Annotated in this window: 11 protein-coding genes and 3 tRNA genes; 5 read left to right on the top strand and 9 right to left on the bottom strand. The window is 42.4% G+C overall.

Annotation, left to right across the window (positions count from 1 at the left end):
• Positions 1 to 432 precede the first annotated feature (432 nt).
• The gene (locus tag I3254_RS01850; RefSeq protein WP_238050735.1) at positions 433 to 1,635 is read left to right on the top strand and encodes a pyridoxal phosphate-dependent aminotransferase; all 1,203 of its coding nucleotides are present in this window, start codon (positions 433 to 435) and stop codon (positions 1,633 to 1,635) included.
• Positions 1,636 to 1,890: 255 nt separating this feature from the next.
• Positions 1,891 to 1,966, top strand: a tRNA-Asn gene (locus I3254_RS01845).
• 551 nt (positions 1,967 to 2,517) lie between these two features.
• On the opposite strand, the gene I3254_RS01840 is transcribed toward I3254_RS01845, so the two are convergent.
• The 4 genes from I3254_RS01840 to I3254_RS01825 all read right to left on the bottom strand — a co-directional run bounded on the left by I3254_RS01840 (position 2,518) and on the right by I3254_RS01825 (position 5,496).
• The gene (locus tag I3254_RS01840; protein WP_238050734.1) at positions 2,518 to 3,837 is read right to left on the bottom strand and encodes an arsenic transporter; all 1,320 of its coding nucleotides are present in this window, start codon (positions 3,835 to 3,837) and stop codon (positions 2,518 to 2,520) included.
• Positions 3,838 to 3,921: 84 nt separating this feature from the next.
• Entirely contained in the window at positions 3,922 to 4,695 is a 774-nt protein-coding gene (gene arsH / locus I3254_RS01835; protein WP_228153152.1) for an arsenical resistance protein ArsH, read from the bottom strand.
• Positions 4,682 to 5,089: an arsenate reductase (glutaredoxin) gene (arsC, locus tag I3254_RS01830; RefSeq protein ID WP_238050733.1), complete on the bottom strand. Its 408-nt coding sequence runs from the start codon at positions 5,087 to 5,089 to the stop codon at positions 4,682 to 4,684. Before arsC ends, arsH begins: the two co-directional genes overlap by 14 nt.
• Positions 5,090 to 5,133: 44 nt before the next feature.
• A complete protein-coding gene (locus I3254_RS01825; RefSeq protein ID WP_238050732.1) occupies positions 5,134 to 5,496 on the bottom strand; it encodes a winged helix-turn-helix domain-containing protein in 363 nt (120 codons plus the stop codon).
• 357 nt (positions 5,497 to 5,853) lie between these two features.
• Here I3254_RS01825 and I3254_RS01820 point away from each other — a divergent pair, with 357 nt between their 5' ends.
• Positions 5,854 to 6,282: an MBL fold metallo-hydrolase gene (locus I3254_RS01820; RefSeq protein ID WP_238050731.1), complete on the top strand. Its 429-nt coding sequence runs from the start codon at positions 5,854 to 5,856 to the stop codon at positions 6,280 to 6,282.
• 13 nt (positions 6,283 to 6,295) lie between these two features.
• Positions 6,296 to 6,730, top strand: coding sequence for a rhodanese-like domain-containing protein (locus I3254_RS01815; RefSeq protein WP_238050729.1), 435 nt, complete (start codon positions 6,296 to 6,298; stop codon positions 6,728 to 6,730).
• 355 nt (positions 6,731 to 7,085) lie between these two features.
• On the opposite strand, the gene I3254_RS01810 is transcribed toward I3254_RS01815, so the two are convergent.
• From I3254_RS01810 to msrB, 4 genes are all read right to left on the bottom strand, one after another.
• A tRNA-Asp gene (locus I3254_RS01810) sits at positions 7,086 to 7,162 on the bottom strand.
• Between the two features lie 37 nt (positions 7,163 to 7,199).
• Positions 7,200 to 7,275 (bottom strand) — tRNA-Val (locus I3254_RS01805).
• 224 nt (positions 7,276 to 7,499) lie between these two features.
• Positions 7,500 to 7,985, bottom strand: coding sequence for a glutathione peroxidase (locus tag I3254_RS01800; protein ID WP_238050728.1), 486 nt, complete (start codon positions 7,983 to 7,985; stop codon positions 7,500 to 7,502).
• 143 nt (positions 7,986 to 8,128) lie between these two features.
• Complete coding sequence (msrB, locus tag I3254_RS01795; RefSeq protein ID WP_057760931.1) at positions 8,129 to 8,554, bottom strand: peptide-methionine (R)-S-oxide reductase MsrB; 426 nt, start codon at positions 8,552 to 8,554, stop codon at positions 8,129 to 8,131.
• 444 nt (positions 8,555 to 8,998) lie between these two features.
• On the opposite strand from msrB, the gene I3254_RS01790 reads away from it, so the two are divergent.
• Entirely contained in the window at positions 8,999 to 10,657 is a 1,659-nt protein-coding gene (locus I3254_RS01790) for an aminotransferase class I/II-fold pyridoxal phosphate-dependent enzyme (protein WP_238050726.1), read from the top strand.
• Positions 10,658 to 10,945: 288 nt separating this feature from the next.
• Here the strand turns inward: I3254_RS01790 and I3254_RS01785 are convergent, their stop codons facing one another.
• A complete protein-coding gene (locus tag I3254_RS01785; protein ID WP_101206393.1) occupies positions 10,946 to 12,553 on the bottom strand; it encodes an inorganic phosphate transporter in 1,608 nt (535 codons plus the stop codon).
• Between the last annotated feature and the right edge of the window lie 582 nt (positions 12,554 to 13,135).

Genomic DNA, 13,135 nt, shown 5'->3' with positions numbered 1-13,135 from the left:
GCTAGCTATTATTGTTATTCTTCGCAGATATCATTGGTCGCATTTCATTAAGCTATAAGCCATTTTATTTAACAAATCTAAATAATTATAGTGGTCGGCTATAGGTTTATTGTTGTGACTTCGCAATTGCCACAACAAAAGCATCTTATCTTTACTGTGGCTTTTATATTTATACAGTGAGTCATGCTGCAAGGCAGTCCGCAATGTTTTGTGATCGGGGTAATAAGACAGCGCTATATCAGCATGCTACAATATTAAAATAGCCGCGCAGACATGGATGAGCGTCTCATTTATGATCGAATTGTGGCTATCTTCACGACAAGATGAGGTGATTGTCTAAACTGCCCGATATCTTGTCCTGATAATGATAAAAGCGTTATATAATTAATATCGATTTTTACCAATCCCACTCCCATATAAAAAGGATCTCTCATGAGCGAGTTGCAACTGTCTGACCGCGTCAACAACATCCAACCATCACCTACGCTAGCGATTACCAATAAAGCCAAAGAGCTAAAAGCAGCTGGTAAAGATATTATCGGTTTGGGCGCTGGTGAACCTGATTTTGATACCCCTGAACACATCAAAAAAGCAGCAATCGATGCAATCAATGATGGCTTCACTAAATATACGGCTGTCGATGGTACGCCAGAGCTAAAAACAGCCATCATCGAGAAATTCAAGCGCGACAACGACATCAGCTATGAGCCAAACGAAATCCTAGTATCAGTCGGTGGTAAGCAGTCATTCTTTAACCTTGCCCAGGCATTTATCAATCCTGGCGACGAAGTCATCATCCCAGCACCATACTGGGTCAGCTATCCTGACATGGTTATCATCGCAGAAGGCGTGCCAGTCATCGTCAAATGCCCGGCTGAACAAGACTTCAAAATCACCCCTGAGCAGCTAGAAGAAGCCATAACTGACAAGACTAAATTGTTGGTATTGAACAGCCCATCGAATCCAACGGGTATGATTTATACGTTAGATGAGCTAAAGGCCATCGCTGAAGTATTGAAAAAGCATCCACAAGTTTATGTAGCTTCAGACGATATGTACGAGCACATTCGCTGGACAGGCGATAAGTTCTACAATATCTTAAACGCGGCACCTGAGCTAAAAGATCGCGCCATCATCTTGAACGGTGTGTCTAAAGCGTATGCGATGACAGGCTGGCGTATCGGTTATGCGGGTGGCCCTGCTAAGCTAATCGGCGCGATGAAAAAGGTACAGTCACAATCTACCTCATGCCCGACGTCAATCAGCCAAGTGGCTGCCGAAGTTGCTATTAGTGGTGATCAGAGCGTACTAGAGCCAATGGTAGCCGCTTTTGAGAAACGCTGTGACCTAGTCGTAGATGGTCTAAATGCCATCAAAGGCATTACTTGCCTGCGTCCTGATGGCGCATTCTATGTATACCCAAATATCGTACCGCTCATCAAAGCGGCTGGCCTATCGTCATGTACTGAATTCTCAGCATGGTTATTGGACAAAGTTGGCGTGGCAGTCGTACCTGGCGATGCGTTCGGTCTTGGCGGCTATATGCGTATCTCGTACGCTACTGATGAGGCGCCGTTAAAAGACGCCCTATCGCGTATCGAAAAAGCAGTGGCTGATTTAGATGTTGCTGAATAAATTGTAAACAGCAACGAGTCTTACCGCTGTTCATTAAAAAGACGCCCTATACATTCTATAGGGCGTCTTTTTTACGCGAGTCTTAGGCATAACTAGGAAAAACACGCTATCTCGTCATTAAAATGATAATTTTTACTAATTATGCAAAAAAAGGCTTGACGTATTTTTTAACTTTGCTAGAATACGCCCCACTTAGCAAGAACTCGTTAGAGACTTCTAAGGCTCGTTGTAAGCGATTAGTTACTTACAGCCTATTCTCCAATAGCTCAGTTGGTAGAGCAACGGACTGTTAATCCGTGTGTCCCTGGTTCGAGCCCAGGTTGGAGAGCCACATTCTAGTAGTAAATTTCTTGAGTCAACTTTGATTCAATTATGGCATTTGCCAAAACCCTCATCAATTTGATGAGGGTTTTTTTATGCGTATCATTTAGGGTCTGTTGAACATTCAAATGTGGTACTCGCAGTGACTATTTTTTAGACAATACGCAGTGAAGTTTTTGACGCCTAGTCGTTCTAGGTTAGACGATTTCGCCATGTATTGGCAAAAAATAGCCCTGCCCTCCACTCGAGCACAGCTCTCGTCTTGCAAACGGGCAAAGCAGTGCTTTACTCGATCCGTTCTCAAGGCTGATGCTAAAATCACCTCAAACGTTGTTGCAAGCCTAGTTAAGGTCTCGACACTATCGTCGGTTTACGCCTAGTTTGATTCGATTTTCGCGATCAGCAGTCCTAATATTTGAATGTTCAACAGACCCTAATATTGGTTATCTATTTTGTCGCTTTGATAAGCGCTAATCACTACTTTATCTCATACTTGATTATGACCATGATATTTAAAAATGAATATCATGGTCACGATAGGATATTACTATAGTAAATTGTCTATTGGCTAATATAGCTTGGCAACAGTGGCAACCAGAATACCAATGCCAACAGTGTCACTAACAACACAGGCGGCGTGATCAGTAGACCAATCTTTATATACTGTCCCCAGCTAATTTTGTAGTCCTTCTCTGCTAAGACATGTAACCATAGTAAAGTAGCCAGACTACCAATCGGCGTAAACTTAGGTCCTAAATCATTACCGATGACATTGGCATAAATCATCAGCTCTCGTGTTGCTGCAGGCACTTGTGCTTGATCAATTGCAAGCGCGCCGACTAGGGTCGCTGGCATATTATTCATAACAGAAGCAACTATCGCTGATAAAAACCCAGTCCCAACGGTAGCAATCATTGCACCCTGTTGACCCAACCAGTTGAGTACTTGCGCACCATAGGCCGTAAGCCCTGCATTACCCAAACCATATACCACCAAGTACATACCAATTGAAAATAGTACGATTTGCCAAGGCGCTTTACGTACTACATCGCTCACAGAGACCACCGCACCGCGACCGCCTTGCCATATACGACCAGCGATTGCCATTAGTGCAACAGCAGCGATGCCCGTGACCAGTGAAATAGGTAGCCCCAACGGCTCTGTTGCAAAGTAGGCGACCAGTAGTGAGCCCAATAGTGGAAAAGCAGCTCGAAAGACCAATGGATCGGTAATAGCAGACTCTGGAGCGCTTAACTCGCTAGTCGAGTAGGTTTTTGGAATATGACGTGCATAGACAACCCACAACACCAGTAGCGTCGCTAATACAGACACGATATTGACCGGTACCATCACCGCCGCATAACGACCGAAACCAATATCGAAATAATTGGCACTGACGATGTTGACTAAATTTGAGGTGACCAATGGCAGACTTGCCGTATCAGCGATAAAACCAGTCGCTATAATAAATGCCAGAGCTGATGGTGGCGAAAATTTCAGACGTAGCAAGATAGCGATGACGATCGGAGTCAGTAGTAGCGCAGCACCATCATTGGCAAAAAAGGCAGAAATAAAGGCGCCGAGCACGACAATCATCGGAAACAATAAGCGCCCTTGTCCATTGCCAAGGCGTGCCACGTGTAATGCTGCCCAGCCAAAGAACCCTGCTCGATCTAAGATAAGGGAGATGATAATCAGCGCCACAAAAGTAAAGGTCGCATCCCAGACAATATCCCAGACGATACCCACATCTGATAGCTGCACGACGCCAAGCGCTAACGCGACTAAGGCACCACCCATGGCGCTCCAGCCGATACCCAATCCTTTAGGTTGCCAGATAACTAAGACTAAAGTGACCACAAAAATAGCAAATGCAAGCATTGTACAACCTTACTTAAGCTGATTTTATTCAGCCGATTTAATATAGGGAATTAGATCGATTAGGGGGTTAGATCAATTAGGAGGTTAGATCGATTTTTGATTGACGCGGCTCGATAGTTCTTCAGCACTCTCAACGCGTTCTGAATAGCGATCCGTGAGATAATCTGAACGTCCGCGTGTGAGCCAGGTAAACTTCACTAGTTCTTCACAGACATCGACAAGACGCAGATATAACGGAGACATATCCATGCGATTGTCGTCGTTGAACTCTAAGAACGCTTTGGGTATCGAAGATTGGTTGGGGATAGTAATCATCCGCATCCAGCGCCCGAGAATACGCATTTGATTAACTGTATTAAAGCTCTGACTACCGCCGCTGACTTGCATCAGTGCTAGGGTTTTACCTTGAGTTGGACGCACGCCACCTAGTGACAGCGGTATCCAGTCGATTTGCGCTTTCATGATACTGGTAATACTGCCGTGACGCTCTGGACTCACCCACAGCATGCCTTCTGACCACTGCGCCAGCTCCCGCAATTCTTGTACTTTGGGATGGTCTGAGTCTACATCGTCAGGCAACGGCAAGCCGGATGGATCAAACATTTTTACTTCACAACCATACCAACGTAGCAATCGGCTAGACTCTTCAGCGGCCAATCTAGAAAACGAGCGCGCACGGACAGAACCGTATAGCACTAGTATTTTTGGCGGATGACGTGAGTCATTTGGCGCAACCAAAGACTCAATATCGATAGGCTGAAGATTATCTATATCAATATTGGGCAAATCGTCTAAGCTAAATTCTGGCGAAACAGTAGGATCAACGGCTAATGTTTGGTCAACCTCAGTGTTTGTCATGAGTAACAACCTCGCCGTCTTCTTTTGTAAAGCTATTTACTGGATTGGCTAGCAATTCAAACACTCGTTCTGAAGGACGGCATAGAGCAGCGCCTTTATCCGTCACTACGATAGGACGATTGATTAAAATAGGATGCGCAATCATAGCATCGATAATTTGATCGTCAGACAACTCAGGATTATCCAGACCAAGCTCATCATTGATAGCTTCTTTGCTTCTTAATAACTCTCTAGGCGAAATCTGCATTTGTGCCAATAGCTCAACTAAACGATCGCGCGTTGGTGGGTTTTCTAGGTATTCCACCACTTCTGGCTCTTCACCTGACGCTTTAATAATGGCAAGTGTGTTACGAGAGGTACCGCATTTAGGATTATGAAAGATTAATGGCTTCATAGTTTTTACACCTATTTTATGTATTTATTGAAATGATAATTGGTTTAATCGTTACCTTGCTCAGCAGACTCATCTACTCTGCAGCCACTCAGGCTATCCATGAGTGACGCACACAATTCTGGATGTCCCGCACAGCAATCTTGCAGCAGGAACTGGATGACGTTATCCATATGTGATAGCGAAGCACGATAGATAATCTGTCGGCTATGACGCTGTGAGACCACCCATCCTGCCCGTGCTAGCACCGCTAAGTGGGCTGACATTGTGTTATGAGGAACAGAGAGCTGACGGGCTATTTCGCCCGCAGGTAGGCCTTCAGGCTCATGGCTGACAAGCAGCTTAAAAGCCTTTAAACGAGTATCTTGAGAGAGCGCAGCAAAGCTTGCGATAGCATTAGTTATTTCCATATGTCCAATAATACAGACATATTAAAAATAGTTCAATGTTTGACAGATATTTTTAATCTAAAAAAGATATATCTGTGTAATTAAACTATATACATCAACGAGTAAAAGCGATTAACCAAATAGTGGAAATAATGATCACCCCACCTTTTCAACCTAAAATTCTCTACGTTTGGCCTTATGTAAATAACAAGTTTAATATATGTTATTGTATATTGATGATACTTAGAAGTTCATGCTAGATTGAATGCAAGTTTATGCAAGAGTAAAACTAGATTTGGCTGGTAGCTCTCGCTCTGTACTGCCAATAAACCTGATTAAAATAACTATTATGATTAAAACAACAATAAGGAAATGACCATGCTACTAGAGAAAATTAAGACACCTGGACTTTCGCACTTATCCTATTTGGTAGGCTCTGGCGGTCAAGCAGCGGTAATTGATCCACGTCGTGACTGTGCGATATATGTAGAAAAAGCGCGTGCAGCAGGTCTTGAAATTACTCATATTTTTGAAACACATCGTAATGAGGATTTGGTTTCTGGCGCATCTATCTTGGCTGCAATGACAGGGGCAACAGTTTTGCATGGACCCAATCCAGAACAACCTGTTGTCTACGCTGAGACCGCACGTAATGGTGATTGTTTTCCAATTGGCCAATTAGAAATTCATGTCTTAGAAACGCCTGGTCATACCGATGATCATCTTGCTTATGCGCTGTTTGACACGGCGTACCCAGATAAGGCGGTTGGCGTTTTTACCGGTGATGCGCTCTTTGTAGGTGATTGAAGAAGGACAAAGCTTGGCCCTGATTGCCTCTAATGAAGAGCAACTTGCGACTGCGATGGAGCATCTGGTACGTATTGCTTTTGATAATATTGTCGGTGGCTATGTAGGTGTCGTCCCTGCCGCTGCCAAAGGGGAACAGATGCAGCAAACCCCTATGGTCGATACAACCGAGGTAGAGAGTCGTCTTAATAATGCTCAGAACTGGACATTGCTCGATGTACGCGATATCGATGAGAGGAATACCAATGCGATAGAAGGCTCACAGCATATCTATGTTGGTCACCTGAATGAGCGTTGGCATGAGCTTGACAGGAGTCACCACTATACCTTGATGTGTGCTAGTGGTGCTCGGGCAACAATAGCAGCAGGATGGCTTGCTAGTCGAGGTTTTGAGCACATTGATATCTATCTAGGGTCAATGGGTGCATGGCAAGCAATGCATGACTAACCTTTTATTTGTAGCTAAAATCTACAACTGTCTAAAATGCATCACAAATTCTAGCTCATGAGTTTTAAGCAAGGCTACTTTAAAATGATATATCTAAAATAAATACGACGACCCTTCTTTTACTCAGTATAAGACTGATATAAAAGAAGCGTCGTCGTTTTAGCTGGCTTTTAATTGATACGACTTAAATGAATATAAGTCATAGTTCTAGATTCTAACTCTTACTGTATTTCCTTACCTGACTTATCACTCATAAAACATAGATACATAAAAAACAGACACAAAAAAACCTCAAACAATCTAATGCTTGAGGCGAAACTTGCTTAAACTTAACAGTTTAAATTCGTTTTAAATATGGCGCAGCGGACGGGACTCGAACCCGCGACCCCCGGCGTGACAGGCCGGTATTCTAACCAACTGAACTACCGCTGCTTAGGTCTCTTAGCTTGTTTAGCCACTTGCTAAGAAGTGGTGGGTGATGACGGATTCGAACCGCCGACATTCTGCGTGTAAGGCAGACGCTCTACCAACTGAGCTAATCACCCTTCGAACAATTGCTAGGCAATTTATTCAACTTCAACTGAGCTCTTAAGTTTGTCACTAAGCTCCGTTGCTGTGGGAGTGTATTATATAGATTTACAGTTGGGTGTCAAACAGTATTTACCACTTTTTTAGATATTTTTTCAATTTTTATGAGAATATCTAGCAAGCATTTGTTTTTATTGATTTTATATTTTCATACAAAACCAATATTTTTTAAGTTTAATGCTTACTTATTGGCTAATGCTTGCTCTATGTCGTTTTTGATGGCTTCTGGCTTGGTCGTTGGTGCGTAGCGGTCAATAACTTGGCCTTTACTATCAACTAGAAACTTGGTGAAATTCCACTTGATACCATCTGTTAGCACGCCACCCTTTTGTTCTTTGAGCCATTCATAGATAGGATGAGCATCTGCGCCATTGACATCAGTCTTTGCCATCATCGGAAAGCTGACACCATAGTTTTTTTGGCAAAACGCACCAATCTCGTCATTGCTACCTGGATCTTGGCTACCAAATTGATTACAAGGAAAACCGACGACCACTAGTCCTTGATCCTTATATTGTTGATATAGTGACTCTAAGCCTTCAAACTGCGGCGTAAATCCACATTTGCTTGCGGTATTGACGATTAATAATACTTTATCTTGGTAATCTGAAAACGCTTGCGAGCTACCATCCATGCGCTCAGCCGTAAAATCATAAATCGTACTCATCATTTATCCTTAAATTGAGGTTTTTATTGTTTTGGGTGTCTATGCACTACTTCTTTTTCTATCATACACATAATAAAACTATTGAAAAGGAAGCACCCTGTACTTCCCTTTCACGTTCACGTTTCTAATACTACTTAGACTACTTACTTCTCAGACTTATCTAAATCGATAGATACTGAGTTGATGCAATAGCGCATGCCTGTTGTCTCAGTAGGGCCATCAGGGAATACATGACCCAAATGTGCGCCGCAGTTACTGCAAGTGACTTCAGTACGAGTCATGCCTAGCGAGTTATCGACGTGCTCTTCAATCGCGCTGTTATCGATACCTTGGTCAAAACTTGGCCAGCCACAGCTAGCATCAAATTTATTGCTTGAGTCAAATAAGCTTGCACCGCAGCCCTTACAACGGTAAACGCCATCATCGGTTGCATCATTGTATACACCTGTAAATGGACGCTCAGTGCCCTTCTCACGCATAATATGATACTCATCAGCGGTTAAACGCTCTTTCCAGTCAGCTTCAGTCAACTGGCTAATCTCTTCTTTGCTTAATTGATTGTCTTGCATAATTTATCCTTGTTCGAGTATTTATTATCTAATCTCGGTAACTATTTTATCGCCATATGATTATGAGAACGACGTGCTCTATCTGTTGGTTATCAGCACACTATTCAAGGCATATATAAGAAAAGCACTCTTTATATTGGGAGATAGACAGCATGATTGAAGAGATTGACTGAGTTAAATATACCAAATTAATTTTAGATAATGATGGGTAAAGATGTAATTTTGATATCTATACCTTTTATAGTCTATATAAGAGATTTAGAGCCATATGAATATAAGCCAAGTATTAATTGCAAGATATACTTGCAAACACTCATAGAACTGATTGTAAAATCATTTGCAAATTAACTATCAATGCAATAATATCTTGCATTAGTATTTAAATAAAATGTTTAATATATTTCTACTCTGAATAATTACTGATTAATAAAGGCTCGAACGAAAATGTCTGACGACAATAGCAAAAGTACTCAAGCGGAACGACTGGTACAGTTACGCCGTGACAAAGGATTTACTGCTGAGCAGCTAGCGCAAGCCATGACTGCCGCTGGTGCAAAAGTGAGTCGTGGTGCTATCTCAAACTGGGAGCGCGGTACCAATGGCATTGTCTCATCCAAGCTGCCTACACTCGCACGTATTTTGGGCTGTAGTGAAGGCTATCTGTTACGCGGCGACCTCAACAATGAGGTTATCTCTATTGATACGGACAAATTAAAATCATCTATAGAGCGCAGTGAATATCAAAAGCTAGATACGAGTTCACATACCCAATCAGACATTAAAACAACTGATGCTCAGTCCACGAAACCTTTTACTGCTCCTAAAGGCTCAAAAACCAATTCGACAACCAATCCGAAAAACGGTCATGCTATGAACACTATAAAAAAATCTGATAAATTACAAAACGTTTGCTATGACATTCGTGGTCCTCTATTGCAGACGGCCAATAAGATGGAAGCAGAAGGCAAACGCATATTAAAACTAAACGTAGGTAATCCAGCGCCTTTTGGCTTAGAAGCCCCTCATGAGATTTTACGCGATGTCGCTATGAACTTATCTGAGGCAACTGGCTATTCAGACTCGCAGGGAATCTTTTCAGCGCGCAAAGCCATTTTGCAATACTACCAATCAAAGGGGTTGCTGTCGGCCGTTGACGTACGTGATGTGTATTTGGGCAATGGGGTTTCTGAGCTTATTGTTATGACCATGCAGGCGTTGATGAATGACGGTGATGAAGTCTTGATTCCGATGCCAGACTATCCGCTTTGGACTGCTGCTGCTAATCTCGCTGGCGGTACTGCTGTGCACTATCGCTGCAATGAAGAAGACAACTGGCACCCTGATATTGAAGACATTAAGTCGAAAATCACGAGCAAAACAAAGGGTATCGTGGTTATTAACCCAAATAATCCGACAGGTTCACTTTATAGTGATGAGTTATTAAAGCAAATTATCGAAGTTGCTAAAGAGCATGATTTAATCATCATGGCTGATGAGATTTACGATCGCATTCTCTATGATGATAATGTCCATACCCCAATGAGCACCTTAACTGACGACGTGCTGGTGCTCTCTTACAATGGCTTGTCAAAGTCACATCGTATTGCAGGTTTTCGCTCAGGTTGGATGATGGTATCAGGCCGCAAACAGCATGCAGCTGACTTTATTGAAGGCTTAGATATGCTCGCATCCATGCGCCTTTGCTCTAACGTGCAAGGACAGTATGCCATTCAAACAGCAATGGGTGGGCATCAGAGCATGCAAGACCTGACTTCTGAAAAGGGTCGGCTGTATAAGCAACGTGAAATGGCTGTCTCACGTCTAAATGCTATTAAAGGTATTTCTTGTACCATGCCTCAAGGCGCGTTTTACTGTTTTCCAAAAATGGATCCAGAAGTTTACCCTATCACCGATGATATGGACTTTATGATGGACTTGCTCGTTGAAGAAAACGTATTGATGGTTCAAGGTAGTGGGTTTAACTGGGACAGACCTGACCATTTCCGTCTGGTGTTCTTACCTAACTTACTTGACCTAGAAAATGCGATGGATAGATTGGACAGATTTTTTGCGAAGAAACGTAAGCAATTTGGTACCGAGTAAATCTTCATACATCATTAAAAAAACGCTTATCAGCATCATGCTGATAAGCGTTTTTTATTGCGTTGAACCTAGGGCGTGTCTTCAATTCACCCGATAGTCATCTAAATGGGCTAAAAATGGCTAAATCTTGCCAAACATCGTCAAATAGCTGGTTAATATCCCGATATTATCTGCGCTATTTTTCTTGTTTGACGGCAATTTATCTCATTTTCACCACCATTTTTGAAATGAAGACACGCCCTAGTTATTAAAACTCAATTATGATAATTCACTGATGAAAACAGCGCATTAAAAAATGTTGCTCAATACAAGATAACTGATGGCAGACATAGTAGCCGCTGCAGGTAGCGTCACAATCCAAGCCAAACCAATCGGCTTCATAAGCTTCCAGTTAGTATCTCTGTTGACGATACCGATACCCAGTACCGCACCTACTAGCGTGTGAGTACTTGATACAGGCAGACCCATAGTCGATGCGCCCATTACAACAGCAGCAGCAGCTAACTCAGCTGAGAAGCCTGAAGCTGGATGCATTTTCGCTAGATTGGTACCAACGGTTTGAATTACTTCTTTACCAATGAACCAAAGACCAACGATTAATGCTACACCAAAAGTCAGCATGACAGCAGGTGGCACGGCAGCTTCAGTAGCGATACTATTAGTACGAATCACATCCATAATGGCGGCAAAAGGACCAACCGCATTGGCGATATCGTTTGAACCATGACTAAAGGCAAAAGCTGACGCGGTAAAGACCTGCATCCAGCTAAACATAATGAATGTCGCTTTGGTCAAATCTTCTTTATGCTTACCGCGGATACTCTTGGTATAAATATAGGTCGCTAACCATACTAGCGCCGCTATCATACCCATAATCAAGAAGCCCTGTAGTGTGGTCAGGCCGCTATTAACATTTTTCAGACCTTTAAAGACGACTAGAGAAGTCATCACCGCACCACCTGCGGCAGCAATGATAGGTACCCATTGCTTAAGTGCTTTTAGAGTATCAAGGCTACTACGCTCATTTTCAATATCATAAAGCTTTTTGTAGTAATCAGTTTCTAGGTCTTCAACGATACAATCATCATCTTTATAGATTTCCTGATCACGTAGCATCGCTGACGTATAGGCCAATTGCTCAGACTCTGTCAAACCATCCAAAAACTCTTTATGGTTTTGCTTTAAGACTTTTTTATTGCCTTTTAGCGTCGCAATATAGGCTTCGGTTTTATCATTATATTCAATGATGTTTTTCTTGATTTGTCCATATAAAAGATAAGACAACACGCCACCTAGTAGCGGCGACAATACCCAAGAAATAGCGATGGTTCCAACCGTTCCCCAGTCTACCGTTGATAGCGCCATGTCCGTACCACCTAACGTGATACCTAAAACAATGGAGCTACCAATCACACCGCCAATAATGGAGTGAGTGGTCGAAACAGGCAGACCTTTCTTGGTCGCAAATAACAGCCAAAATGCTGCTGCAACCAATGCGGAGAGCATGACATAAATAAACTGATTGGGCGTCACTGATAGACCATCTAGATCGACGATACCGCTTCGAATCGTATCAGTCACCTCCCCGCCTGCAAGGACTGCCCCCGATACTTCAAATATCGCGGCAATACCCAATGCTTGCGGGATAGTCAACGTCCCTGCACCCACCGAAGTACCAAATGAGTTGGCGACATCGTTACCACCGATATTGAATGCCATAAAGACACCAAAAGCGGTCGCCACGATGAATAGCGTCGTTTGCTGACGCATGGTGTAATCTAAACCCCACCACAAAAAGTAGGAAGTCATCGCAATCAGTAAAATGGCAAAAAATAGATTTATTCTCATAGAGCCAACTGGCTTGACTGACTCTGTAGAACTGCTGCTAATACCCATACGTTAGTACGTCCTGCGTAAGCTGATGAAAATTATATGAGGTTAATAGTATTGCGCTGCTACTCACAGTGCTTGTCGCAGCATCTAATGAAGTAGCAATAGAAAATATACAACATGCGGTTAGAAGGTTTTGAACCGATTATTATAACGGCAAGGAAAAACACATCCTTCAACATGTCACAAAGCCGCAAGTGATATTGCCAAATCGTCTGATTACAGCATCTTGCGGCTTATATATTTCTTAGCGATATTTGTGGTATTACTAACAGCTATTGTAACAATTTTTGTCGTAATTATTAAGTTATCTATACTAAATAACCAAAATACGTTGTTTGCTAAATTAAAATTATTATTTAGCAGAGGCTGTTTCGCGCTCTATTATATTAAATATGAGCACATAATGCATAATGATATTGCGAGATTTGTAACTGCGAGTGTATACGGACAAGACCACACTCTGTAAAAGATAGGATAACTCGAATATGTTTCGAGGAGCCCATCCCATATTCTGTGTAACTGCCATTTAGATTAAATGCTTACTGATACGGTCATCAAACATAATCATAAAACGATTCAGAGCAG

It is taken from the genome of Psychrobacter sp. Ps2 (genome assembly GCF_022129405.1).
GTDB lineage: Bacteria > Pseudomonadota > Gammaproteobacteria > Pseudomonadales > Moraxellaceae > Psychrobacter.
The sequence above is the reverse complement of the archived record's forward strand: the minus strand, read 5'-3'. Positions and strand labels throughout refer to the sequence as shown.